The 24,941-nt window shown below is 72.4% G+C and carries 22 protein-coding genes; 11 read left to right on the top strand and 11 right to left on the bottom strand.

Annotated elements, in window-relative coordinates; all coding sequences use genetic code 11:
- Positions 1 to 15 precede the first annotated feature (15 nt).
- Both AB0D14_RS07415 and AB0D14_RS07410 read left to right on the top strand, forming a co-directional pair.
- On the top strand, positions 16 to 1,275 hold the full coding sequence (locus AB0D14_RS07415) for a nucleotide sugar dehydrogenase (RefSeq protein WP_362775748.1): 1,260 nt from the start codon (positions 16 to 18) through the stop codon (positions 1,273 to 1,275).
- A 191-nt stretch (positions 1,276 to 1,466) separates the two neighbouring features.
- Positions 1,467 to 2,000, top strand: a complete 534-nt coding sequence (locus tag AB0D14_RS07410) for an EF-hand domain-containing protein (protein ID WP_362775746.1) — start codon at positions 1,467 to 1,469, stop codon at positions 1,998 to 2,000.
- A gap of 81 nt (positions 2,001 to 2,081) precedes the next feature.
- Here AB0D14_RS07410 and AB0D14_RS07405 read toward each other — a convergent pair whose 3' ends face one another.
- The 6 genes from AB0D14_RS07405 to AB0D14_RS07380 all read right to left on the bottom strand — a co-directional run bounded on the left by AB0D14_RS07405 (position 2,082) and on the right by AB0D14_RS07380 (position 8,327).
- Positions 2,082 to 2,564: a hypothetical protein gene (locus AB0D14_RS07405; protein ID WP_362775745.1), complete on the bottom strand. Its 483-nt coding sequence runs from the start codon at positions 2,562 to 2,564 to the stop codon at positions 2,082 to 2,084.
- A complete protein-coding gene (locus AB0D14_RS07400) occupies positions 2,561 to 3,505 on the bottom strand; it encodes a Gfo/Idh/MocA family oxidoreductase (protein WP_362775821.1) in 945 nt (314 codons plus the stop codon). The genes AB0D14_RS07405 and AB0D14_RS07400 overlap by 4 nt, the downstream gene beginning before the upstream one ends.
- Positions 3,505 to 4,800 (bottom strand): Ldh family oxidoreductase, encoded by a 1,296-nt coding sequence (locus AB0D14_RS07395; RefSeq protein WP_362775743.1) that lies wholly within the window; start codon positions 4,798 to 4,800, stop codon positions 3,505 to 3,507. Before AB0D14_RS07395 ends, AB0D14_RS07400 begins: the two co-directional genes overlap by 1 nt.
- 127 nt (positions 4,801 to 4,927) lie before the next feature.
- Positions 4,928 to 6,268 carry a M20/M25/M40 family metallo-hydrolase gene (locus AB0D14_RS07390; RefSeq protein WP_362775742.1) on the bottom strand — a complete coding sequence of 447 codons (1,341 nt, stop codon included), beginning with the start codon at positions 6,266 to 6,268 and terminating at the stop codon, positions 4,928 to 4,930.
- A complete protein-coding gene (locus tag AB0D14_RS07385) occupies positions 6,265 to 7,272 on the bottom strand; it encodes a sugar phosphate isomerase/epimerase family protein (RefSeq protein ID WP_362775740.1) in 1,008 nt (335 codons plus the stop codon). Before AB0D14_RS07385 ends, AB0D14_RS07390 begins: the two co-directional genes overlap by 4 nt.
- 8 nt (positions 7,273 to 7,280) lie before the next feature.
- Entirely contained in the window at positions 7,281 to 8,327 is a 1,047-nt protein-coding gene (locus AB0D14_RS07380; RefSeq protein ID WP_362775738.1) for a Gfo/Idh/MocA family oxidoreductase, read from the bottom strand.
- A 328-nt stretch (positions 8,328 to 8,655) separates the two neighbouring features.
- On the opposite strand from AB0D14_RS07380, the gene AB0D14_RS07375 reads away from it, so the two are divergent.
- From AB0D14_RS07375 to AB0D14_RS07340, 8 genes are all read left to right on the top strand, one after another.
- Complete coding sequence (locus AB0D14_RS07375) at positions 8,656 to 9,939, top strand: DegT/DnrJ/EryC1/StrS family aminotransferase (RefSeq protein ID WP_362775737.1); 1,284 nt, start codon at positions 8,656 to 8,658, stop codon at positions 9,937 to 9,939.
- A gap of 89 nt (positions 9,940 to 10,028) precedes the next feature.
- Entirely contained in the window at positions 10,029 to 11,153 is a 1,125-nt protein-coding gene (locus AB0D14_RS07370) for a DegT/DnrJ/EryC1/StrS family aminotransferase (RefSeq protein WP_362775735.1), read from the top strand.
- A 64-nt stretch (positions 11,154 to 11,217) separates the two neighbouring features.
- Complete coding sequence (locus AB0D14_RS07365) at positions 11,218 to 12,228, top strand: UbiA family prenyltransferase (protein WP_362775734.1); 1,011 nt, start codon at positions 11,218 to 11,220, stop codon at positions 12,226 to 12,228.
- Positions 12,225 to 13,589 carry an NAD(P)/FAD-dependent oxidoreductase gene (locus AB0D14_RS07360; RefSeq protein ID WP_362775733.1) on the top strand — a complete coding sequence of 455 codons (1,365 nt, stop codon included), beginning with the start codon at positions 12,225 to 12,227 and terminating at the stop codon, positions 13,587 to 13,589. Before AB0D14_RS07365 ends, AB0D14_RS07360 begins: the two co-directional genes overlap by 4 nt.
- Entirely contained in the window at positions 13,586 to 15,178 is a 1,593-nt protein-coding gene (locus tag AB0D14_RS07355) for a class I adenylate-forming enzyme family protein (protein ID WP_362775731.1), read from the top strand. Before AB0D14_RS07360 ends, AB0D14_RS07355 begins: the two co-directional genes overlap by 4 nt.
- Before the next feature lie 218 nt (positions 15,179 to 15,396).
- The gene (locus AB0D14_RS07350) at positions 15,397 to 16,212 is read left to right on the top strand and encodes a class I SAM-dependent methyltransferase (protein ID WP_362775729.1); all 816 of its coding nucleotides are present in this window, start codon (positions 15,397 to 15,399) and stop codon (positions 16,210 to 16,212) included.
- A complete protein-coding gene (locus tag AB0D14_RS07345; protein WP_362775727.1) occupies positions 16,209 to 17,954 on the top strand; it encodes a CoA transferase in 1,746 nt (581 codons plus the stop codon). The genes AB0D14_RS07350 and AB0D14_RS07345 overlap by 4 nt, the downstream gene beginning before the upstream one ends.
- Entirely contained in the window at positions 17,951 to 19,621 is a 1,671-nt protein-coding gene (locus tag AB0D14_RS07340) for a class I adenylate-forming enzyme family protein (RefSeq protein ID WP_362775726.1), read from the top strand. Before AB0D14_RS07345 ends, AB0D14_RS07340 begins: the two co-directional genes overlap by 4 nt.
- A gap of 80 nt (positions 19,622 to 19,701) precedes the next feature.
- Here AB0D14_RS07340 and AB0D14_RS07335 read toward each other — a convergent pair whose 3' ends face one another.
- From AB0D14_RS07335 to AB0D14_RS07320, 4 genes are all read right to left on the bottom strand, one after another.
- The gene (locus tag AB0D14_RS07335) at positions 19,702 to 20,496 is read right to left on the bottom strand and encodes an FAD:protein FMN transferase (protein ID WP_362775819.1); all 795 of its coding nucleotides are present in this window, start codon (positions 20,494 to 20,496) and stop codon (positions 19,702 to 19,704) included.
- 23 nt (positions 20,497 to 20,519) lie between these two features.
- Positions 20,520 to 20,942 (bottom strand): FMN-binding protein, encoded by a 423-nt coding sequence (locus AB0D14_RS07330; RefSeq protein WP_362775724.1) that lies wholly within the window; start codon positions 20,940 to 20,942, stop codon positions 20,520 to 20,522.
- 10 nt (positions 20,943 to 20,952) lie between these two features.
- A complete protein-coding gene (locus tag AB0D14_RS07325) occupies positions 20,953 to 22,293 on the bottom strand; it encodes a ferredoxin reductase family protein (protein WP_362775722.1) in 1,341 nt (446 codons plus the stop codon).
- A 277-nt stretch (positions 22,294 to 22,570) separates the two neighbouring features.
- The gene (locus tag AB0D14_RS07320; protein WP_362775721.1) at positions 22,571 to 23,200 is read right to left on the bottom strand and encodes a TetR/AcrR family transcriptional regulator; all 630 of its coding nucleotides are present in this window, start codon (positions 23,198 to 23,200) and stop codon (positions 22,571 to 22,573) included.
- A gap of 107 nt (positions 23,201 to 23,307) precedes the next feature.
- Here AB0D14_RS07320 and AB0D14_RS07315 point away from each other — a divergent pair, with 107 nt between their 5' ends.
- Positions 23,308 to 24,342: an aldo/keto reductase gene (locus AB0D14_RS07315; protein ID WP_362775719.1), complete on the top strand. Its 1,035-nt coding sequence runs from the start codon at positions 23,308 to 23,310 to the stop codon at positions 24,340 to 24,342.
- Positions 24,343 to 24,406: 64 nt separating this feature from the next.
- Here the strand turns inward: AB0D14_RS07315 and AB0D14_RS07310 are convergent, their stop codons facing one another.
- Positions 24,407 to 24,829, bottom strand: coding sequence for a MarR family transcriptional regulator (locus AB0D14_RS07310; RefSeq protein ID WP_362775718.1), 423 nt, complete (start codon positions 24,827 to 24,829; stop codon positions 24,407 to 24,409).
- Positions 24,830 to 24,941 lie beyond the last annotated feature (112 nt).

Below are 24,941 nucleotides of genomic sequence, written 5' to 3'. Positions count from 1 at the left end.
TCAAGGAAGGTCCGCATGATGCTTGATCTCGTCGTGGTCGGTCTCGGCTACGTCGGACTGCCGCTGGCCGCCCGCGCCTGCGCGGCCGGCCTCACGACCGCGGGGTACGACACCGACACGACGGTGGTGGCCGGTCTGAACGCCCGGCGGTCGCACATCGGTGACGTGGACGACGCGCGGCTCGCCGGCATGTTCACGGCCGGCTTCCGCGCCGGCCAGGACCCTTCGGTGATCAGCCGCGCCGGCACGGTGGTGATCTGCGTGCCGACCGACCTGACGGCCGACGGAAGCCCGGACCTCACAGCGGTGCGGGCGGCGTCCACCAGGGTGGCGGCGGCGCTGCGGCCCGGCACTCTGGTGGTGCTGGAGTCCACCAGCTACCCGGGCACCACGCAGGACGTCGTACGCCCGCTGCTGGAGCAGGGCAGCGGCCTGCGGGTCGGCGAGGACTTCCACCTCGCCTACTCCCCCGAGCGGATCGACCCGGGCAATCCGCTGTTCGGCCTGCGCAACACCCCCAAGGTGGTCAGCGGATGCACCCCTCTGTGCGCCAAGCACGCCACCGCCTTCTACAGCCGCCTGGTAGACACCCTGGTGGTCGCCAAGGGCACTCGCGAGGCCGAGATGGCCAAGCTGCTGGAGAACACCTACCGGTACGTGAACATCGCACTGGTCGACGAGATCGCGTTGTGCTGCGACGCGATGGGCATCGACGTCTGGGACGTACTGCACTGCGCGGCGACCAAACCGTTCGGCTACGCGCCGTTCCGTCCCGGTGCCGGGGTGGGCGGCCACTGCATCCCCGTGGATCCCCACTATCTGGCCGCCGGCGCCGATGCGGCGGGGAGTCCGCTGCGTCTGGTGGCCACCGCCCGCGCGGTGCTGGACGACATGCCGCGCCACGTGGCCGACCGGGCCGCCGCGCTCCTGACGGGGCGGGGAAAGCGTGTGGCCGGGGCCGAGATCCTGCTGCTGGGAGCGGCGTACAAGCCTGACGTCGCCGACATCCGCAACTCCCCCGCCGCCCCGGTGGCGCGGCGACTGCGCGAACACGGGGCCCATGTCCTCTACCACGACCCCTCCGTGCCGGCCCTCACCGTGGACGGTGTGACGGTACGGCGCGCGCCCGAGCTGGCACCGGCTCTGGCCGCCGCCGACCTGGCGATCCTGCTGCAGGACCACGCCTGTTACGGCGCACCGCTGATGACGCGTTCACCGTGCCCGGTGCTCGACACCCGCGGAAGACTTTTCGGCCCACGGGTGACCCGCCTGTAAATCCCTGGATCCCGACCTTCGACAACCCCTCTCCCAAGGTCTTCGGAGAATGGCCGGCGTTCTCCGGGGCTTCCTGATCCCGCGCTCGAATTCGGTGCACCACCGATGTCCCGCGCGGGGCGGCATTGCGGGAAAGGCCCGCGATGCCGTGAATTGCCGGCACCACCACAGGAAAAAAGGAGAACAGGTAAATGAGTACCGAAATCGCCAACAACAGACTCAAGAAGCGATTCGAGAAGTGGGACACCGACGGCAGCGGCGTCCTGGAACGCTCCGACTTCGAGAGCGAGGCCGCCAAGATCGCCGAGAACTTCGGCAAGAGCCCCGGCTCCCCCGAGGTGCAGGCGCTGAACGACGCCTTCCAGGGACTGTTCGACCACCTCGTCCAGGAAGCGGGGACGAGCGGGCAGGGTTCCCTCACCCAGGACCAGTTCCTGGGCGTCACCGGCAACCTGATCTTCTCGAAGGGCGAGGCCGACTTCAACCGAGCCCTCGGCCCGGTGGTCGGGGCCATCATCGGCCTGTGCGACCAGAACGCCGACGGGCGGATCAGCCGTGAGGAGTTCGCGTCGTGGCTGACCGCGGTCGGTGTGGGGCCGGACCGGGCCCCGGGAGTGTTCGAGCAGGTGGACACCGACGGCAACGGCGAGCTGTCGCAGGATGAGCTGCTCGCGGCGGTCCGCGACTACCACTACGGCCGGTCCAACGTGGAACTCCTGGGCTGACCCTCCGGCGTGAACCCGTACGGCAGGTGGCCCCCGCCCCACGGGACCACCGGCCGTACGGGTGTCAGGGTCGTGCGGATGTCAGGGTCGTGCGGCAGGCGAGGCGGTGAAGGTGACCGGCAGTTCCGGCCGCAGCCGCAGGCTCCCACCGGTCGGCAGTCCCGCGGTCGGTGGTTCCGCGTTCGATGGACCCGCGATCGGCGGTCCCGCGATCGGTGGTCCCGCGGTGGCGATGAGGATGTTGTAGTGGTTCGGGAAGTGGCAGGCGTCGAAGCCCAGTACCGTGCCGATGCGCAGGCCGCCGATCCAGCACACGTCACCCCGGTCGATGACGCCCGCGCAGGTCAGTTCGGCGAAGCCGAGGAAGCCTACCCGGTCGATGCGCGCACCCGGCGGGGCGCCGTCCTGGTCGGTGGCCACCAGTTCGTGCAGCTCACCGCGCCGCACGCAACGGCTCGTGTACGGCTCCAGGGTCATGCCCCGGTCGGTGCGGCGGTGCAGCAGCACCTTGACCAGCGTTCCCCGCACCTCACGCTTGGCTCCGTCCTCGCCGGACCCGCTCATCGCCCCTCCCGCATCGCCGCGGTGGTCCGCTCCCGGCCATATGCCGACCGCACCAGCTCCAGCGCGGCCAGGCCGTCGCCGGCCCCCGCCTCTGCCCCCGTACCGCTGTCGATCGCCGCGGCGAAGGCGTCCAGGACACCGACGTACTCATGCCAGAGCGACGCCTTGAAGCCCGGATGGCCGGCGAGCAGGTCCGCCTCCAGCACGGTGCCGTCCGCCAGCAGCAGCCGCAGGTCCTTTCTCTCGCCCGGGTACGACCAGTCCAGCTCCACGCGGGCCGTGCCGCCGCCCGTGGTGCCGCGCAGGTCGACGGCCGCCTGCCGGTCGGTGCCCCGCGCGTCGCGCACGACCGTGGCGGCGGTCACCTCGGCCTCACCGAGGAAGTACCGCACGAGGTCGAAGGCGTTGGGGCCGTTGTCGGCCACACAGCCGCCACCGCACCGGCGCGGATCGAGATACCAGGTGTCGGCGCCGATGTGCTCCTCGATGCGCTCCAGATAGCGCACCCGCATCGCGGCGATCCGCGCCCCGGTGGGAAGCCGGCGCCGCAGCGCGCGCACCTCACTGTTGTAGCGACGGTGGAAGGCGGTGAACAGGACCGTGGCGCGGTCACGGGCCAGCTCGTCCAGCGCGCGGGCCTCTGCCGGATCGATGGCCAGCGGCTTCTCCACGCACGCGGGCACTCCAGCCAGCAGCGCGTCCCGGCAGACCGCGGCGTGCAGGTCGTTGGGCACGGTGACGATCACGGCGTCCAGGCCGGTGTGCGCCAGCAACGCGCGATGGTCGGCGTAGCGGGCGACCCGTCCGCGATAGGGGGCACGCGCGGCTTCGCGTACGTCGCACACCGCGGCCAGCTCCCACCCGGGCAGCCGGTCGATCGCGGCAAGGTGGAAGCGGGAGATCGCCCCCAGCCCGACGACCCCGATCCGGCGCGGCCGCATCACGCCGCCCCTTCTTCGCCTGTCACACCGGCGGTCAGCGCACCGGCGGCATTCGCATCGGCGGTCAGCGCATCAGTAGTCAGCTCATCGGTGGTCAGCACGCCGGTGGTCAGCACGTCGGCCGTCTCGTATGCCGGCAGGTCCAGTCCCAGGTCCGTCAGTTCCTCGTGCACACCGGCCGCCAGCGGGATCCCGGTGCGCCGCCGTTCCTGTGACCGTTCGGCCTCCCACCAGCCCGGATAACGCACCGGGGTGTGCGGGTCCAGGGGCGGGCAGCTGAGCAGGGAACGGAACATCTCCTGTGCCGCGCCGGCGAAGTCTCCGTCCGGGCGCAGGCGGTGCGGAGCGATGACCAGCAGCAGGAAGCCGATGTCGTCGTCGCGGCCGTGCGGCCGTCCGTCGCCGGCCAGTGCCGCCGGGGCCGGGCCCACAGCGGCTCCCGGCAGCAGCGCGGCCAGCAGCTCGACCACCAGCCCCAGCCCGAAGCCCTTGTACGCGCCGGTGTCCGCGGCGCCGCCGAGCCAGCGCAGATACGCGGTGCCGCGGTCGAAGGCGGCCGGGTCGGTCACCGGCCGTCCGGCCGTGTCCTCCAGCCAGCCCTCCGGGAGGCGTTCGCCCTGGCGGGCGGCGGCGCGGATGCGTCCGGTGGGCACCACCGTGGTGCTCATGTCCAGTACGAACGGGTGGTCGTCGAGGGCGGGGGCGGCGACCGCGAGCGGATTGGTGCCGAGCATGGCGAGCGCTCCGTGCGGCGGGCGGGCGATGCGCTGGCCGCCGCAGTTGCTCGCGACGAGCCCGATCATGCCGTGGGCCGCCGCCTGGGCCGCGTGGAAGCCCGCGCAGCCGAAATGGGTTCCGTTGCGCACGGCCACCAGGCCGATCCCGTGCCGGCGGGCCCTGCGCACCGCGTCCTCCATGGCCTCGGCCGCCGCCCACAGGCCCAGCGCCCGCCGGGCGTCGACGACCGCGCAGGCACCCAGGTCGGCGGTCACCTCGGGAGCGGCGCCGGGGTCGGCACGGCCGGAGGCGAGCAGGGGCACATACAGGCGGGACAGATTGGCCACGCCGTGTGAGGCGGGCCCGGTCAGGTCACCGTGGCACAGGGCGGTGGCGGCGACGGCCGCGCGGCCGGGCGGGATGCCGTACCCGGTGAACAGCCCGGTGACGGCGGACAGCAGCCGGTCGTGGTCGACCAGCACGGTCGGTGAAGGCGCGGACCCGGGGGCAGGGGCCGAGGCGGTGGCGGGCTTGGGGGTGTGGGCGGAGGTGGTGGCGGGGCCGGGCGATGTCGTCATACGGGCTCCCTTGCTCGGCTCCGGGGCCGGCCTGCGGCTCACCGGGCTCGGGTACGGCTCACCGCGGTTGTTCGGCGAGGTGGTCGGCGCTCGCCGCGTTCGTTCGGCGAGGTGGTCGGCAGTGGGCTCACAGCGCTCGTTCGGCGAAGGTGATCAGCAGTCGGCTCACCATGTGCGCGAACGCCTCCAGGTCGGCGACGTCGGCGAACTCACCCGTCGCATGCGCGTGGTTGTCCTCCAGGCGGCCAGGACCGAGGACCGCGGTGAAGGCGTCGGGCAGACCGTGCGCCCAGATGGCGTCGCAGGTGAAGGCGGGCTCGTCGTCCGGCCAGCGGGACGCGCCCGCCGCACTCAGCAGGGATTCGGCCCAGAGGTCGGCGCCGGTCAGACACGGCAGTCCCCGCTTGTCCCACTCCAGGCGGGTGACGGCGGCCGCGTCGGCTGCGGTACGGGCGAACTGGCGGCTGTCGGCGAAGCGCGCGGTGAACACACGCAGACCGTCGGCGACGGCTTCGGTGACCGCCCGTTCCAGGAACGTGCCCTGCCCGGCGGTGGCGTAGGAGAGATTGATCAGCAGCCGGCCCTGTCCGTAGACACGATTGTGCAGGTCGCCGGTGTGCAGGCCCGCGACGCACACCCGGCCGTCGGCGGTCCGCCCGTCCAGGGCCGCGGCCAGGTGCTGGGCGAGGAAGCCGAGCAGCACGCTGGCGTTGTGGCCGTGCTCCGGGCGATCGTCCACTGCGTCCTGGCCGGCGACGGTGACGCGGGCGGTCATCGCCGCGGTGGCACGGGGCAGGTAGCGCAGCCCGGTGGGCTCGCAGAAGACGTTCAGCCGGCCGGTGAATCCGGACTCGACCAGCGGCCGGGTGCCGTGGACCCCCATGGCCCCGCCCTCCTCGCCGCCCACCGCCTGGATGAGCACCGCGATCTCGCGGCCGAGGAGCGGACAGGCGGCCCGCGCCGCTCGTACGCCTGCCAGCAGGGCGACCGCGGGCCCCTTCGCGTCGATGGCGCCGCGTCCGGTGAAGCGCGTCCCGTCGAAACCCACCGGTTCCAGCCCTGCCACGGTGTCCAGGTGGACGTTGAACATCACGGTCGCGGCGCGCGGCAGGTCCGGGCCGAGTCGCAGCACCAGGTTCGGCTGCCGCGCCAGGAAATGGGGGTCGGCCGCGGCATGCCGTCGTACCACCGCGGGCACGTCGGCCCGGCGCAGCACGTCCGCCGGAGGGCCGGCGTGGTGCACCACCCGCAGCCCGGCCGCCCGGGCCGCACGGGCGTAGGCGCGCTGCGCCTGCCACAGGCCGCCGTGCCGGTGCCGGGGCCAGTGCCACCGCCATCGGCGCTGCGGGTCCTGGCCGGTCTCCAGCGGTCCGGTGGTGGGCGTGCGCAGCAGGCGCAGCAGCAGCGCGTGGTCGCCGGACCGCAGCAGGTCCCGGCTGTCCGACGTCGTGTGCCCGGCCCTCTTCACCGCGACGCCTCCCGCCCGGCGATCGCGGGGTTCGTCCGGGACGCCTCGTCGAGCAGGGCGCGCAGCCGTTGCCCGGCGCGGTCGAACAGGTCCGCCGCGTCCCCGGCCGCCTGCGGTCCCTCGGGCGGCCGCAGCCCCTCGTGCGGCCGTGTGCCCAGGTGCGGCTCAAGGCTGAAAGCGCCCTGGTATCCGGATTCCAGCAGCAGCCGCAGGCAGTCGGCCACCCGCGCCTGTCCGTCGCCGGGCAGGGTGTACGTCACGTCGTCCCCCGCGCCTGTTCCGTCCTTGACGTGCACGTGCGCCACGTACGGCAGGATCCGGCGCAGCACCCGGAGGGCGTCGTAGCCGTACGCCAGGCCGTTACCGGTGTCGAACAGCAGGCGCAGTGCCGGGGAGCCGATCTCGCGTACCAGGCGCAGCATCCGCGTGGGGTCGGCGCCGGCCCAGCCCGCGCAGTTCTCGTGCAGCAGGGTGAGGCCCGCGCGTTCGGCACGGTCGGTCAGACGGGCGACACGGTCCAGCGTCCGGGCGGCCCACTCGGCTTCCGGCAGCCCGCCGTCGGGGTACGACATGATCCGCACGTACCGGCAGTCGAGCAGGGCGCAGTGGTCGGTGAGGACGTCCAGTTCGGCCACGTCGTCCGCGAAGGGCGCGGTGATCGGACGGGCCCAGTTGCCGATGCGGGAGGCCAGGCACACGGTCCGCAGTCCGGCCTCGCGCAGCCGGTCCGCGATGTGCCGTACCCGTACCGGGCCGAGATCCGCCAGGGCGGTGCCGTCGACGGTGCGCGGCTCCAGAGCGGACCAGCCCAGCCGGCGCAGGGCGTCGATCTGCCCGTCCAGACCGCCGGCCGCCTCGTCACCGATGGCGGCCAGCCGGTGGACGGGGAAGGACGAGGAGTCGGAGGCAAGGTCGGAGGCAAGGGGGCGGACGGGTAAGGAGGTGCCGGATCGCGGTCCGGCGTGTTCAGCGGGTTCAGCGGGTTCAGCGGGTTCAGCACGCATGGGCGTCCTCATGAAGGGGGCGTGTCGAGGGGCGTGTCGTCGAGGGGGGTGTCAGGGAGCGTGTCAGTGGGCCGGGCGTGGTCGGCGGCACCGCAGTGGTCCTTGGCGTCGCTCAGCAGGCGCACCACGGCGCAGTGCGGGGCGAGGTCGGCCCGGGGCCCGCCCGCGAAGTCGCGGTAGGCGCGCCGTACGAAGGCAGTCAGCGCGTCGTCGCGGAAGACCTGGCGGTCGGGCCGGTCTCCGGTGGTCAGCAGTTGGGCGTGGTCGTCGTGCTCGCTGAGCGGATAGTGCCCGGTGGCCGAGCCGTGCTCGAAGTGCAGGGTGACGCTGCGCTGCCGGACGGGCGAGTCCAGGTCGGAGACGATCCGGCTGCGTACGCCCGAGCGGTGCAGCAGGGACAGGCCCGCGCCGCCCAGGCGCGGAAGCGACAGCTCACCGCAGTGCAGGTCGCGCCAGTGGGCGTCGGTCAGTTCGGCGGGTCCGGCCAGGTCCAGGAGCACGCCCAGCGCGTGCGGGACCTCCACGTCGAAGGCCGTCGGATGTCCGGCGTCGGCCAGCGACCGGAGGAACCGGGGTTTGTGCTGGACCGCGGTGATCGCCGTCAGACGGCCGAGTCCTCCTCGCCGAACCAGGCCGCGCAGCCGGCCGGTCAGCTCGGCCTCCAGCCAGTGGGCGACCACGCGCACGTCGAGGCGGTGCCGTCGCCGCAGCCGGACGATCTCCTCCAGCTCCGCGCGGCCCGCTGCCAGCGGCTTCTCCACCAGCAGTTTGTCGAAGCCGAGCTCGGCCAGTTCGGTGAGCAACGCTCCGCGCTGCGACGGCGGAGTGCACACGTGCACCACGGTGGACGCCGGGCACACCAGCCGACAGGCCTCCGTCAGGGAGCGGGTGACCCGCACGCCGGACAAGCCCCGACCAGCCTCCGGCCGCGGATCGCAGGCCACCGGCGGCGCGGCCCACGGCGGCCCGTCCGGTGAACCGGCCGGCCGCGTGAGCACTTTCAGGTGCAATCCCCTTCCGGAACGGCCAAGTCCGACCACGAGAGGCTGCAGCATCGTCCCCCTCCCCCACCACCCGAGACGCATAACCGGCACGCCGGATTGCACGCGACAAGCGACAGTAAGCGCGGGAGAGGAACCGGCGTCAAGACCGGAAAAGGAGGGACGACCGCAAAGGGTGAAGCCGATAACCGTAACGAGTGAAAAAGCTCCCTGCCCCTGGCGCTTCTTTCCGGGGTGCGGGGACCTTTGTGATGGAGGAATTCAGCCGACGCATCTGAGGGGTGTGATGGCACTGACTCTCGACGAAAACCTCGAAGACTGCGGAGAGTTAGCAGATCTCGGGAATACCGCGAAAGACTCCGGCACGGCGGATGCCGACGCCGTGGCCCCGACTCGGGCCCGGTCCGAGACCCAACCACGGACCCGGTCCCAATCCCGAGCCCAGCCCCAGACCCAGACCCAGACCCAGCCCCGGGCGAAGGCACAGTCCCAGTCACAGGACGCGCCCGTCGCGTTCTTCTCGCAGGCGGCGACCTTCGAACGACTGTGGCCACTGATCGAGGCACGGGTGCATCAGGTCTTCGACCACGGGAAGTTCTCGCACGGCGGCCAGGTCGCCGAGTTCGAGGAACAATTGCGCGCCTATACCGGAGCCGGTCATGTGGTGGGGGTCAACAGCGGGACGGACGCGCTGGTGTTGCTGTTGCGCGCGTGCGGGCTGCGTCCGGGCGACGGGGTGCTGGTGCCCGCGTACTCCTTCATCGCCACCGCCAGCAGCGTCGTACTGGCGGGCGGGCGGCCGGAGTTCGTCGACATCGACCCCGTCACGTACGCGATGGACCCGGCCGCGCTCACGGCGGCCGTCACTCCGGCCAGCCGTTTCGTCATGCCCGCCCACCTGTTCTGCCGGATGGCCGACATGGGCGCCCTGGCCTCCGTCGCCGCCCGCCACGGGCTGACCCTCGTCGAGGACAGCGCGGAGGCGATCGGCATGCGGCAGGGCGGGCGGCACGCCGGGCGGCACGGCGCGGGCGGGGTGCTCTCCTTCTTCCCCAGCAAGACCCTCGGCGCGCTGGGAGACGCCGGCGCCGTACTCACCGACGACCCGCGGCTGGCGCGGCAGGTGGCCGCACTGCGCCACCACGGCCGGCCCGGCCGGACCCTGGACAACTTCCCCGCCATTTCCACCGCCAGCGTCCTGCCCGGTGTCAACAGCAAGATGGACGACCTCCAGGCCGCCGTCCTGCTGGCCAGACTCACCTGTCTGGACCGGGACATCGCGCGCCGCGCCGTCCTCGGCGAGGTCTACCGCCGACGGCTGACCGGCCTCCCCGGCATCACCCGGCTGCCCCTGGCACCCACCAGTGACCGCGACACCGCCGACGTGCTGTACGTGTATCTGATCGAGGCGGAGCGGCGCGACGCTCTGGCGGCCCAGCTGGCCCGGCGCGGCATCGGCACCGAGGTGTACTACCCCGTCCCGCTGCCCCTCCAGCCCGCCTTCGCGGGACTCGGCCACCGGCCCGGGGACTTCCCGCACGCCGAGGCGGCCGCCGGACGCGCGCTGGCACTGCCGCTCTACCCCGACCTGACGATCCAGCAGGTCGAGCGGGTCTGCGCGGAGATCCACGCCTTCTGCACCTCTGACGCCGGCGGGCCGCCATGACCACTTCCGAGCCGACGAACCCCCCGCTGACTCCGACTCCGCCGCCGTCTCCACCATCTCCGCCACCTCCGCCATCTCCGGCATCTCCGTTGCCTCTGCCGACCCCCTTCTTCCCGCCCGACCTGTTCGCGGCCGACCGGCGGGTCCTGCTCGACCTGATGAAGCGCATCGCCCTGGCCCCCGAACAGCGCTTCATCCTCGGCGAGCACACCCGCGATCTCGAACTCCGGCTGAAGCGGCTGTACGGGGCCGAGGACGTGGTCGCGTGCGGCAGTGGCACCTCCGCGCTCACCCTGATCCTGACCGCGCTCGGCGTCCGCGCGGGCGACGAGGTGGTGGTACCGGCCCTGGGCTGCGCCCCGCTGGCGGCCTGTGTGGCCAACCTGGGCGCGGTTCCGGTCTTCGCCGACGTCGACCCGTACACCCTGGTCGCCGACCCCGACCAGATGGAGCGCCGGATCACCTCCCGCACCGCGGCGATCGTGCCGGCGCACCTGTTCTCCGTCATGGCCGACATGCCGCGCTTCGTCGACCTCGCCCGGCGGTACGACGTCCGGCTGGTGGAGGACTCGGCGGTCGCGCAGGGCGCGGTGCTGGACGGACGGCCCGCGGGCCTGTGGGGCGAGGCCGGCCTCTTCTCCTTCGTCCAGGTGAAGTCCTTCGGCATGCCCGGGGAGGGCGGGGTCGTGGTGACCCGCGACGCGGAGGTCGGCCGACGGGTGCGGATGCTGCGCAACCACGGGCAGGACGGTGACCGGCGCTTCGTGCACGCGTTCGTCGGCCACAACAGCAGGTTCGACGAGATCCAGGCGGCGTTCCAGTGCCACCGTCTGGCCGGCCTGGCCGCCCGGCTGCGGCGCAGGGCCGCCATCGCCGAGTACTACACCGCGCACCTGGCGTCCCTGGCCGAGTACGGCATCCGCACCCCGCCCCCGGGCCTGCAGGGACGCTGCCACTACGTGTACACCCTGCTGGCCGAGCGCCGCGACGAGTTGGCCGGGCATCTGCGGGAGTGCGGCGTCGGCAGCCACGTGTACTACCCGAACCCACTGCCCTACCAGCCGGCCTTCGCCCCGTACACCGCGCCGGGCGACCGGTGGCCGCACGCCGAGCGGGCCGCCCGGCAGATGCTCTCCCTGCCGTTGCACCCGCAGCTGTCCGACCGCCAGGTCGCGCATGTCGCCGCGGCCGTACGGTCCTTCGTCCTCTCCTGACCCGTAACCCGTAACCCGTATCGACTGCCAACGGCCGGACTCCCGCCCGAAGAAAGGCAGCACCATGACCGACCACAGCCACTCCCTCCCCGTCACGGTCCGCGCGGTCGGCCACGTCCGCCCGGAGTCCAAGGCCCGCAGCTACGCCCGGCTGGGCAAACTCGACGTGTACGACTACTACCTCAGCATGGCCGTGGTGGTCGCCGCGGTGGCGCTGCCCGCCGGACGGTTCGCGCCCGCCGCCGGGACACTGGCGGTGTTCCTGCTCGGCGAGGTCTTCGTCATCATGGCCATGGTCGCCCTGGACGACGTGACCGGCTTCCGCGACGGCAGCGACGCCCGCAACTACGGCCCGGACCACCCCCGCCGCAAACGGCTGCGCAAACCGCTCGTCGCGGGCACCCTCACCCCACGCGAGGCACTCGGATTCGGTTACGTCACCGCGGCGGCCGGCGCCGTGCTGTGGGGCGTGGCAGTGGCGTTCGCACCGCACCGCCCTTCCTGGGCCCTGGTGTTGGTCGCAGCGGTGTTCGTCGTCGCACTGCAGTACTCCTACGGACTCAGGATCAGCTACCGCGGGTTCCAGGAGGTGTTCCTGGCCGGGCTGGGCGCGGCTCTGGTGATCGCACCGTACGGCCTGGTCACCGGCTCCTTCTCCGGGTTCGTCCTGACGCAGGGCATCCTGTTCGGGTTCGGGCCGCTGCTGTTCGGGGTCTACTCCAACACCAACGACATCGACGGGGACCGCAGTGCCGGCCGGCTCACGGTGGCCTCCCTGACCACTCCCCGGGGCAACGCCTTGTTCATCGGGGTGCTGTCGGCCGCGGAGTTCGCGACCGGCCTGCTCGCCTCCGTGACCGGCCTCGCCCCGTGGTGGTTCGTGCTGTGGATGGCACCGGTGACCGCGCTGCGCGTACGGCAGTACCTCACCGGTTTCCGGCCCGGCGGCACCCAGGGCGACATCATGCGGGCCCGCAGGCGGGGCTTCACCGTGCACCGTGTCGCCACCGTTCTGCTGATCGGCGCGAACCTGCTGGCCGCCGCCCTCGACTCCGCGTCCAGGGGAGGCTCATGACACCGGAGCTGGACGTGGCCGTGGTCGGGGCCGGTGTCGCCGGGCTGACCGCCGCGCACGAACTTCGCCGGGCCGGACTGACGGTGCGGGTCTACGAGGAACAGCCGCACGTCGGCGGCCGCATGCGCAGTTTCCGTCACGACGGCTACACCGTCGACACCGGTGCGGAGCAGATCTCGTCGCGGGGCTACCGCGCCACCTGGGAACTGCTGGCCCGGCTCGGCGTGCCGCTCGACGACGTGCCGCGCATCGGCGCCTCCATCGCGGTCCGGCGTGGCGGCCGTGCCCACCCCGGTGTCGCGGAGCGACGCGCGGTGCTCACCGGAGCCGGTCTCTCCCCGCGCGCCCGCGTCGACCTGGCCCGTCTGCTGGCCTGGAGCGCCCGCCGCCGTGGCGCGTTCGACGACGACCACCCCGAGCGCACTCCCCTGGGCACCGCCACCGTGGCGGAGTTCGCCGCCCGCTACCACCGGGATCTGCACGACTATCTGCTCCAGCCGCTGTGCGGCAGCTTCTTCGGCTGGGACACGTCCCGTTCCACCGCCGCCCCGCTGATCAGCCTGCTGCTGGCAGTGGGCCCCACGGCAGGCTGGCGCACCTACCGCGACGGGATGGACCTGCTCGCCCGGCGTCTGGCCACCGGCCTCGACGTGGTCACCGGCCGCACCGTCCACCAGGTCACCGCCGACCTCGACACCGCCCGGCTGCACCTGGAGGACGAGGTGGTCACCGCCCGCGCCGCGGTACTGGCCGTGCCCGCCCCCGTCGCCGCCCGCCTGCACACCACCGCGGCCCCGGAGGCGGCCGCCTACCTCTCGGCCTGCACCTTCACCCCCGCCCTGAAAGTCAGTTGCCTGCTGGACCGGCCGCTCGCCCCGGTCTGCGACCGCCCGCTGTACGTCCTGCTCACCCCGCGGGTCGAGGACCGGGTGCTGTCCTGCGTCATCGCCGACCACGTCAAACACCCGCAGCGGGCCCCGGCCGGCAAAGGCCTGCTGACCCTGATGGCCGACGCCCGCACCCTTCCCGACCTGCTGCGCGCACCGCACTCCGAGGTCGTCGACCGGCTCACCACGGCGGCCCGCCGGTACGTACCCGAGCTGGGCACGGCCGGGCGGCAGTATTTCGTGCACGCCCACTCCCACGGCCTGCCCGAGGCGACCGCGGCGGCCCTGGGACTGCGGGCCCGATTCATGGCACGCGGCACGTGCCCGGTGGAGTACGCCGGTGACTGGGTGATGCTGCGGCCCTCCAGTGAGGGAGCGGTGCGCTCCGGCGCCCTGGCCGCCTCCCGTGTCCTGGCCCGGCTGCCCCGGCGTGCCGGCCGCTTCGCACCGCAGAGTCAGGAGACGACTTCGTGAGACCCCACGACATGGGTGTGCTGTTCGACCGGTGCGCCGACCGGGGCACCGCCACCCGCGTCCACCTGGACCGGCCGTTCGACCTCACACCCGAGCACCGGACCGCCTACACCGTGCCCGAACTGGCCGCACTGGTACGGGATTTCGCGGGCCGGCTGGCCTGCGCCGGAGCCGGTCGCGGCGACCGGGTGGCGATCGTCAAGGACAACCACTGGGACTACGACCTGCTGGCCTGCGCCGCCGTACGGATCGGCGCGGTACCCGCCCAGCTGTCCGCGCAGCTGCCGCCCGACGTCCTCGCCGTACTGCTGGACCGCCTGCGGCCCGCGCTGCTGGTGACCACCCGCACCCTGCTGGAGCGGTGGCGCCGCGCGGGTCATGATCCGGGCGCGCTCGCCGGCACCGTCATGACACTGGACGGTCCGGCCGCCGGTGCTCTCGGCCCGGACGACCTGCGCGGCCACGACGCGCCCGGTCCCCGGCGCCGGCACGACGACGACCCCCTGGTCATCAACCACACGTCGGGCACCACCGGCGTCCCCAAACTGGTGGTGCACTCCACCCGCACCATCATCGGCAAGCTGGCCCGTTTCGAGACCGTGCGGTACCCCCTCATCGGGCTGCGCCGCGACGACGTCCTCGCCAACGCCAGCGCCTTCGCCCACGGCAGGACCTTCTGCTGGACCGCCAGTGTGCTGTGCCTGGCCCCGCGCGCCCTCACCATCCTCAGCCGACCCGACCCGGACACCGCCGATCCCCTGCTGCGCGCCCATCCGCCGACCGTGGTCGAGGCCCTGCCCGCCGCGTACGTACGCCTGCGGCCGCTGACCAGGCGCCTGGACCACGCCTTCCGCGACGTACGGCTGTTCATCAGCACCTACGACGCAGTGCATCCCCCCGTCCTGCGCGACTACCTGCACGCCAGCAGGCGCCGCGCACCGCTGTGGATGCAGGGCTGGGGTCAGACCGAGACGGGCCCGCTGACCTTCCGCTTCCACACCCGTCGCTCGACCCGACCGTCCGGTGCCCGGTCCGACGCACGCAATCTGGGCCGGCCCGTCCCCGTCAAAACCCGGCTGCGGGTGGTCGACCCCGACACCCTGCGGCCCGTGTCGCGCGGCCGTCCGGGGCTGTTGCTGGCCCGTACCTCGGCCTGTGCCCTCACCTATCAGGGCGAAGGCGACCGGTGGGCGGCCAAACACGTCGGACGCTGGTGGAGCACCGGTGACTTCGGCATCCGCCACCGCGACGGCACCGTCGAACTGCTGGACCGCGAGGTGGACCGCACCCCGCAGCTGAGCTGTCTGCGCACCGAGGACGTGTTGGAGGACCGGCTGCCGCAAGCCCTGGAAATCGTCGTGCTCGCCCTTCCCGGCCAGGCGCCGCTGCCTGTGGTGGTCACCGAGGACGGCGCCCTGGCGGCCGAGCGGTGGCGGCAGGCGGTGGCAGGTCTGCCGCTGTTGCAACCACCGACGGTGCTCACCTGGCCGCAGTTGCCGCGCACCGGCACCGGCAAGGTGCGCCGCGGCGCGCTGCTGCGGCAGCTGACCGGACGCACCGACACCCGCGGATCCGGCCGCTGGACCTGACTGCCGGACAGGACCATCGGACCCGGTGCCCCACCGGGCTCACCCACCCCTCGACCGGACACGCGACACACCCGCGGACCCGACCACCCGACCACCCGACCGGATCACCGGACCGGACCACCCGACCCGACTACCGAATGCGACTACCGGATCCGACCGGCAGGACGCGTCCTCCCGCCCGACCCTGGCCCCCGGACACGCGACGGAGGTACTTCCCCGTGCAGCCCCTGGCATCCCGTCCCCACCACCCCTTCAAGAACGACCCCGACCTGGTCCGCGAGCAGTACCGCTGTCTGGCCGCCGCCTACGACCCGATCACGCTGCCCCGGCTGGCCGCCACCGGTGTCACCGACGGCTGGCGCTGCCTGGAGGTCGGCTCCGGTGCCGGCACCGTGGCCCGCTGGCTCGCCGAACGCGTCGCACCCACCGGGAGCGTGCTGGCCACCGACCTGGTACCGCCGACGTTCGACGTTCGGCCGGGCCTGACCGCCATCACTCACGACATCCGGCACGATCCGCTGCCCGAGGCCGCCTTCGACCTGATCGTCGCCCGTCTGGTGCTGCAACTCCTGCCCGAACGGCGGGAGGTGCTCGGCCGCCTGGTCCGGGCCCTGGTGCCGGGCGGCCTGCTGCAGATCGACGAACTCGACACGTCCTACGAACCACCTCTGCTCGCGCCCGACGGGCAGTCGGCACGCCTCTACACGAAGTTCACGGCCGCCCGGTCGGCGGCCATGCGGGCGGCGGGCGGCGCCCCGCACTGGGGCCGCCACGTCCCGGCCGCCCTGCGCGCCGCCGGTCTGGTCGACCTCGATCCGCAACCGCACATCCTGCTCCGCAACGCCGGATCGGCGGTCCTGGGCTTGCAACTGCACCACACCCACCATCTGCACGACGAGTTGATCGCCGCCGGTATGACCGAACGTGAACTGCTGCGCGTACGGGACCTGATGCGCGACCCGTCCTTCCAGGCCGCTTCCAGCGTCCTGTACTCCGTGCACGGCCGCCGCCCGCGTACGCGGGACGCCTCGTGACCGCCCCGCTCGCGCGCGGCAGAGGACGGTCGGCCACCCCGGCCCTGGCGGCCGACATCGCCACCGGCCTGCTGCGGCCGGTCTGTGCCGACACCACCGCGGTCGCCTGTGACATCGGCTGGGCCGGACCCATCGCCCTGTCGCTGGGCGACGAACGGGCCGTACAGGCAGCCTGCGGCATCATGCACGTGCACGGTCGGGCGACCGGCCGGCCGGTCCCGCTGGCCGTCGACTACGCCACCGCCACCGCCGGTGTCCTGGCCGCGCAGGGCGTGCTCGCCGCCCTCATCGCCCGTGCCCGCGGGACGCGGGTGAGCGAGGTGCGCACCTCGGTGGCGCAGGCCGCCCTGCTGACCCTGGTCCAGTATCTCGCGGCCGACACCACGGACGACGGCCCGCGGGAGCCGCCTGGTCGCGGGACCGCCACCTTCACCAGCGCCGACCAAGTGCGCTTCGAGTGCGAGACGTTCGAGCCGCTGCGCTGGCGTCGCTTCTGGCAGCTGCTCGGCGCCGATCCGCATGCGAGCGCCCAGGGCTGGCGGCCGTTCCAGCAGCGTTTCGCGACCGCCACCTGTCCGCTGCCCGCCGCACTGCACGCCGCCGCCGGGCGCGCGCTCTTCCCCGCCATCCGTACCGCCGCCGTCCGGGCCGAGGTGAGTGTGCTGCCGGTGCGGGGCGATCCGCGGCCCTGCCACATCCCGCCGTTCACCGTCACCCCACGCCCCGGGTCCGGCACCGGGTCCGGGTCCGGCTCTGACTTCGGCCCCGACTTCGGCCGCGCGGACACCGGCGGCACCTCCGCCCGGCCTCTGGAGGGAGTGCGCGTCGTCGAGTCCACCCGTCGGGTCCAGGGCCCCATGGCTGGGCACATCCTGCACCTGCTCGGTGCCGACGTCCTGCGCATCGAACCCCCCGGGGGCGACCCGATGCGCGGCATCCCACCCATCGCCGGCCGGTGCTCGGCGCGCTTCAGTGCCCTGAACGCCGGCAAGACCACCACCGAGATCGACCTGAAGACCCGTTCCGGCCGCCGGGCGGTGCACGAACTGGTGGACACCGCGGACGTCTTCGTGCACAACTGGGCCCCGGGCAAGGCGGCACAGTGGCAGCTGGACTCCGACGACCTGCACGCCACCCGGCCCGGCCTCGTCTACGCCGCGGCCTCCGGCTGGGGCGCCCACCTGCCCGTACCGCCTCCGATGGGTACCGACTACCTGGTCCAGGCGCACAGTGGCCTGGCCGCCGCCCTGCGCCCCGTCGACGAACCGCCCGCGCCCTCCCTGATGACGCTCACCGACCTGCTGGGCGGCCTGGTATGCGCCCACGGCATCCTGGCCGCGCTGCTCACCCGCAGCCGTACCGGCAGCGGTGCCCGCGTCGACTCCAGCCTGCTGTCCGCGAGCGCCGTCCTGCCCCGCCCGTCCCAGCGGTCCCGTTACTCACCGCTGGACCGCCCCGCGCCCACCCTCGACGGATATCTCCAACTCGGCCCGGTCGCCCGCGCCGAGCCCCGGAGTACCGCCCGCGCCGTCGGGCTGTCCGCCTCGGCCGGCCCGAACGAGATCCTGGACCGGCTGCGTACCCGGCCCACCCGACTCTGGCTGCTGCGGCTGGCCGAGACCGGCCTGAGCGCCACCGCGGTCTGCACCGACCTGCGCGAACTGGCGGAGGATCCACGCTTCGCCCGCGCCCTGGCCACTGCGGACCACGTCGTTCCCCGCACTCCCTGGGAGTTCGCATGACCACCCCTCGGACCTCGCCCCGGACCGCTGCCCGGACCACTCCCTGGACCTCCAACAACGGCCTGACGATCCGCGACCTGGTGCCCGCCGCCGACCGCCGAGCCTGGGTGGCCGCCGGGCACTGTCCCGACCGCGACCTGTACTCCCTGTTCGCCGGGCACGCGCGCCGCCACCCGCGCCGCGAAGCCGTGATCGACCGGGCCGGCGTTCTGGACTACCGGACCCTGGACCTGTGGGTACGGCACATCGCCGGCCGGCTGCGCGACGCCGGCCTCGACCATCACGACATCATCGCCGTACGACTGCCCAACGGTCGTGCCGCGGTGGCCGCCGAACTCGCCGTGGCGGCCCTCGGCGCCGTGGCCCTGCCCTATCCCGCGGGGCCGGGCACCCGCGACACCCTCAGCCTGCTGCGCCGCTCCCGCGCCCGCGGCGCCGTCTTCGCCGACCCGGCCGACATCGCCCTGTCCTCCCGGCTGCCGGACCTGCGCGCGGTGTGCGCCTTCGGTCCCCGCCGGCCTGGTGTCCACTCGCTGTCCGCACCGGGCCGGCCACTGAACCCCCGGCCCGTCGCCCCGGAAGCCCCGGCCAGGATTCTGGTCTCCTCCGGGACGGAGTCCGAACCGAAGATGGCCGCCTACTCGCACAACGCCGTCGCCGGAGGCCGCGCCAACTACGTGCGCGCCCTGCACCGCGGCCCCGGCCCGATGCGCAACCTGCTCCTGGTCCCCCTGGCCTCCTCCTACGGGTCCTGCGGCACGTACGTCACCCTCGCCGCCCTCGGCGGCACCCTGATCCTGCAGAACTCCCACGATCCCGCGACCACCTGGGACACCATCGCCCGGCACCGGCCGACCCACCTGTTCGCCGTACCCACCCTGCTGCGCCGCCTGGCCGACCACCCCACACGCGCCGACGAGGACGCGAGCAGCCTGCACGCCCTGGTCTCCAGCTGCACCAGCCTGCCGGAAACCACCGTCACGGCCTGCCGGGACCGCTTCCGCCGGCCCGTCATCGCCGTCTACGGCTCCACCGACGGCGTCAACTGCCACACGGCCGCCACCGGGCTCACCCCCGAAACAGGCACCGGCCGCCCCGACCCCGCCGTCGCCACCGTCCGCGTCCTCGACGCCCACGACCGCGAGCTGCCTCCCGGCCGACCCGGACAGATCTGTGCCCGGGGCCCCATGACCCCGCTCAGTTACGTCGCCGATCCCGGCCTGGACACCGGGCTGCGCACCTCCACCGGCTGGGTCCGCACCGGCGACCGCGGACATCTCGACGACCAGGGCCGGTTGCACCTGCTCGGCCGGCTGACCCAGATCATCGACCGAGGCGGCTACAGCATCAGCCCGGCGCAGATCGAACAGGAGCTGGGCACCCACCCCGCCGTCGCCGAGGTCGTCTGCGTCCCCGTGCCCGACCCCGACCTGGGCCAACGCCTGTGCGCCTGTGTCCGCCAGACCCCTGGTGGCCACCGCCTGACCCTGGCGGACCTCACGGTCCACCTCGAAACCCGGCGTGGTCTGGAACGGCGCAAACTCCCCGAACTCCTGCTGCACCTCACGGACATGCCCCTCACACCCACCGGAAAGATCTGCCGCCGTACCCTGACCGCCCTGGCCACGGACCACCACCTGAGCAACCCACATGAGGAACCCACATGAGAGACCTCGCCCCAGGTGACTCGGGTGACGTGTCCACGGCCTCGGTGACCGCACCAGCCTCAGCCCCCGACCAACAGTTGTCAGGCGGCAGCGACGGGAAACCCCGAGGTACGCAGCACCCGACGCTCGGCATCGACGGCGAAAACCTCGCATCCCCCGCGGGCCGCGGCCCAGTCGACCCCCTCCGCCCCCATCGCGAACGCCGCGGTCGCCGTCGCGTCCGCCTCGGTCAGCGAGGGGGCCACGACGGTCAGGCTGAGCAGCCCGGTCGCCGTACGACCGGTACGCCCGTCGAGGATGTGGTCGCCCCGCTCGTACCGCCCGGAGGTCGCCACCGCCCCGTCGGTGATCTCCAGGACCGCGCACAGCCGGTCGGCCCGCTCCGGGTGCCGTACGCCCACCCGCCAGGGCCGGCCGGCCGAGACGACGTCGCCGCCCGCGTTGAGACAGAACGCCGTCACGCCCTCCGTCCGCAGCAGCTCCGCGGCGCGCTGGACCGCCCAGCCCTTGACCATGGCGCAGGGGTCGAGACCACGGCCGGGCAGCCGTACCTGGAACGCGCCGCCGCTCTCGACCCGGTACCGCTCACACAGGTCGAGGACCTCGACCAGGTCCGGGCTCAGCTCGTCGGCCGCCAGCTCGCCCCGGTCCAGCCGGGACACCTCGCTGTCGGGCAGGAAGGGGCTGAACCGCGCGTCGACCTCGCGCAGCCACGCGAACACCCGGTCCGCGGCCCTGCCGGTGCCGCTGTCGCCGCCGGTGCCCATGCCGGTGCCACGATCGCCGTCGCTGTCGCCGCAGTCGCTGTCACCGCGGTCGCTGTCGTCGATCCGCAGGGAGATCGGCAGCCCCATGATGTGCTCGACCCGGTGCACCGGTTCGGTCGTGGACATCGGCGTCAGCCCTTCGCGTCGATGGCGGCCTGGAGGGAGTCGACGTAGCCCTCGCTCGTGATCGTGGCACCGGACACCGCGTCGATGTCCGCGCTCTGCGCCTTGAGTGTCTCCGCGATGAGCTTCGGGACGGCGGCCTCGGTCTGCGGATGGTTCGGCTGCTGCAGCATGCGTACCGAACCGATGGCGTCGCCCTCGAAGGTCACCTCGACCTGGACGGTCCCCTTCTCGGTGTCCACGGTCGAGCCCTTGACCACCCGGGACGAGCTGCCCGCGGAGGAAGAAGCGGAGGGCGTCGAGGCGGGCGAGGCGGCGGGCGACGCGGCTTCGGTGGTGGTGGTGGTCGTCGTGCCGTCCGAGGGCGCGTAGCGCCACACCGGGATCAGGCCGGCGACGGTCAGGACCAGGACAGGTATGGCTCGCTTCACGATGTCTCTCTCATCCCGCCAGGCTGAAGCGCTCGAAATGGATCTGCGGCCTGGGCACGCCCAGCTCGCGCAGGCTGCCCAGCACCGCGTTCATCATCGGAGGCGGCCCGCACAGGAACACGTCACGGTCGTTGATGTCCGGCACGAGCCGCGCGAGCTCGCCCGGTGCCAGCTTGTCGGGGCTGGCCGGTCCGGACACCAGGTGGAGTTCGGCGCCCTTGGCCCGGGCGAGTTCCCGCAACTCCTCGTAGAGGACCGCGTCCCGGTCCGAGCCCACCCGGTAGATGACCACCGCGTGGCCGTGCAGTTCCTCCAGCAGGGCCCTGATCGGGGTGACGCCCACACCGCCGGCGATGAGCACGGCCTCGGAGCGGGTGCGGTGCATCGCGGTGAAGGCGCCGTAGGGCCCCTCGGCGAAGACCCGGGTGCCCACCTTGAGGTGCCGCAGGGCCGCGGTGCCGTCACCGGCCGCCTTGGCTGTGAGCCGCAGTGTCCGGCCGTCCGGGGCGGCCGACAACGAGAACGGATTGGCCTGCCACCACCGGTCCTTGGTGAGGAAACGCCACAGGAAGAACTGGCCCGCGCGGGCCGGCAGCCGGTCCAGGTCACGCCCGGTGATGTAGACCGACACGACGTTGTCGGACTCGTGCACCACGGCGGAGACCCTCAGCTGGTGCCTCAGGTTCCGCCACAGCGGGAGCACCAGCCGGCCCAGGAGCACCGCACCGAGCGCCGCGCCCCACAGCACGTACCAGTACGTCGTGGCCGCGGACGAAGAGGTGAACGTCGTACCGGCCGCGACCTGGTGCGTGAACGCCAGCACCACCGCGACGTACGCGTACAGGTGGATGAAGTGCCAGGTCTCGTACGCCAGCCGACGGCGGGCGTAGCGGGCCGAGACCGCGCCGATCACGAGGATCAGACCCAGCGCGACGATCGCGCGGAACACGCCCTCGACGGTCTCGCCCAGGTCGACCAACTGGTTCACCGGGTCCATCGAGGACGACCGGGCGTAGCCGAACGTGATGAACACGGCGTGCCCCAGCAGCGTGAACAGCAGGCCGAAGCCGACCCAGCGGTGCCAGGAGGTCAGCCGGTCCATGCCGATACGGCGGTCGAACCACGGCAGCCGGGCGATCAGCAGAAGCTGGAAGGCCATCAGGAGCGCGCCGTACAGTCCGGCCAGCCGGCCCAGCACGATGAGGGTGTTCGAGGCGAACCCGGCCTGGATGAAGAACACGGTCACCACGACCACGTTCAGGGCCAGCACGCCGTACAGGCTGGTGCGGGCCACCACCTTGGGACGCACCGCCGCGGTCGGCGGCGGCACGGTCGTCTGGACAGTCGTCACGGACGGCAACTCCTTGATCGGATCCTCGGATCCCTGGTTCGAACCCTCGGATCCCTGGTTCGGGTCCTGGGACTTCGAGCCTGCCTGGTGGGAGCTGTCGTTTTCCTGTCGCTTAACTTTCAAGTGTTTATCGATCCGCCCCCGGAGCGCCCTCGGCCATGACGCGACCGTGCCGCAGCACCTGCCTGGGCGGCCGACCCATCGCCGCCTTGACAGGCCAGCACGAGGTCAGCAGATCACGCACGGTGCCCCGTACTCGCCGACGGATGCGGGCCGGTCACACAACAAGCCCCTCGCTCCGCAGGTACGCTCCCGCGCGCGCCGCAGCCGCGGCGGCCTCGGCGGCCCGGTCCGCGGCGGCCTCGTCGAGGCGATCGCCACTGGTCAGCAGGCGGTAGTAGAGGGGGGCGGAGAGGGCACGGATCACCTCGTGGGTGTCGGTACCCTCGGGCAACTCACCCCGGTCGATGGCCTGCTGGACGCAGGGCGCCCACTCCTTGACGCGGATGTCGTAGAAGTGATGCAGGGCCTCGGCCGTCTTCGGCTCGCAGGTGGCGGCCGCGAGCACCGCCTTGAACAGCGCCCCCTGCCGCGGATCGGCCAAGGTGCGCTGCACGAGCCGGGCGTTGGCCTTGAGGTCGCCGAGCAACGAGCCGGTCTCGGTACGCGGCAGCGACTGCTCGGCCATCTCCATCAGCAGGTCGGCCACCAGGCTGGTCACCGTTCCCCAGCGGCGGTAGACGGTCGTCTTGCCCACCTCGGCACGGCGCGCGACGTCGGCGAGGTCCAAGTGGGCAAAGCCCCGCTCGGCCAGGGAGTCCCCGGCCGCTTGAAGGACAGCCGCCCGCACCCGCGCCGTGCGCCCTCCGGGCCGCACGGTTCCCGGCTCCGCACCATCCGAATCCATAACGGGACTCCAGTTTCGTTAATCGCTCACACCTGCTACCTTGAGGGCCCATGTTAACGGAACTACAGACCCGTTAGCTAGCCAGCTGAGCAGATCGAGGAGTAGCCATGGAATACAGGCGGCTGGGTGCATCCGGACTCAAGGTCCCCGTGCTGAGCTTCGGCGCGGGCACCTTCGGCGGCCAAGGACCGCTGTTCGGTGCCTGGGGCAACACCGATGCGCGAGAAGCACGCCGCCTGGTGGACATCTGCCTGGACGCCGGGGTCACGATGTTCGACACCGCCGACGTCTACTCCGGCGGCGCGTCCGAGGAGGTGCTGGGCGAAGCGATCAAAGGCCGCAGGGACCAGGTGATCGTATCCACCAAGACCAGCCTGCCGATGGGCGACGGCCCAGGCGATGCGGGCTCCTCCCGGTCGCGCCTCATCACCGCGTGCGAGGACGCGCTGCGCCGGCTCGGCACCGACCACATCGACCTGTTCCAGCTGCACGCCTTCGACGCCGGCACACCCATCGAGGAAGTCCTGTCCACGCTCGACGATCTCGTTCGAGCAGGAAAGGTCCGCTACGTGGGAGTCTCCAACTTCTCCGGCTGGCAGGTGATGAAATCCCTCGCTGTCGCGGAGAGGTACGGCCACCCGCGCTATGTCGCCCATCAGGTGTACTACTCCCTCATCGGCCGCGACTACGAATGGGAACTGATGCCCCTCGGACTCGATCAGGGCCTCGGGGCGCTCGTCTGGAGCCCGCTCGGATGGGGGCGGCTCACCGGTAAAATCAGCCGCCACCAACCGCCACCCGCCGGCAGCCGACTGCACGACACCGCCGACTACGGCCCGCCGGTCGAGGACGAACACCTCTACCGCGTGGTCGACGCCCTCGACGAGATCGCGCAGGAGACCGGAAAAGCCATTCCGCAAATCGCCCTCAACTGGCTGCTGCAGCGGCCGAGTGTCTCCTCCGTCATCATCGGCGCCCGCAACGAGGAACAACTCCGTCAGAACCTCGGCGCCATCGGCTGGACGCTCACGCCCGACCAGATGGCGAAACTCAACGCGGCGAGCAGCAAAGCAGCGCCCTACCCATACTTCCCCTACCAGCGCCAGGAAGGCTTCGCCCGCCTCGCCCCGCCGGTTGGGTGACCTCACAACGGTCCGGTCTGGCTCTGTACGACTTCCGGCTGCTTCGGACGGGGCGGGACGAGTGTCAGACCGGCTCGCCGAGGTCTTGCGCGATCCAGCCCGGTGCGTCAAGGCGTACCGGCTGAGCGCCGACCAGGTCCGCCAGGTGTGCCTCCAGGCTCGCGAGCTCGTGGGAACCGATCTGCTGTTTCCATTGATCGCGCAACTCGTCAAAGATGGATTCGCCTTGTCGCAGCACTTCGTGGCCGAGTGGGGTGACGTGCAGGCGCTTGCGGCGGGCGTCGAGGGGATCCGTGTCTCGCGCCACGTATCCGCGCTCCTGCAGCACCGTGATGGTTTTCGCTGCCGCCTGCTTGGAGACCGACAGGCGCCGCCCGAGTTCTGATGCGTTGTCCGCGCCGGCGGCGATGGCCCGCATGGCGAAGTCATGGACAGGACGCACGTCCTCGTAACCGCGGCGGGCCAGCTCGGCGGTCGCGGCGTCCACCAGCGAGCGAAAACCTCCGAGCAGGAGCAGTGCGAGATCAGCGCCAGATCGTGACATGGAAGAAGACTACGGCGACCACGGACTGGACATCGACAACCTTGTTGTCTACTGT

The sequence above is a fragment of the Streptomyces sp. NPDC048484 genome, from assembly GCF_040651415.1.
In the GTDB taxonomy this organism is placed as follows: domain Bacteria; phylum Actinomycetota; class Actinomycetes; order Streptomycetales; family Streptomycetaceae; genus Streptomyces.
Note: the sequence above shows the minus strand (reverse complement) of the source record. Positions and strands in the feature narration are given on the sequence as shown.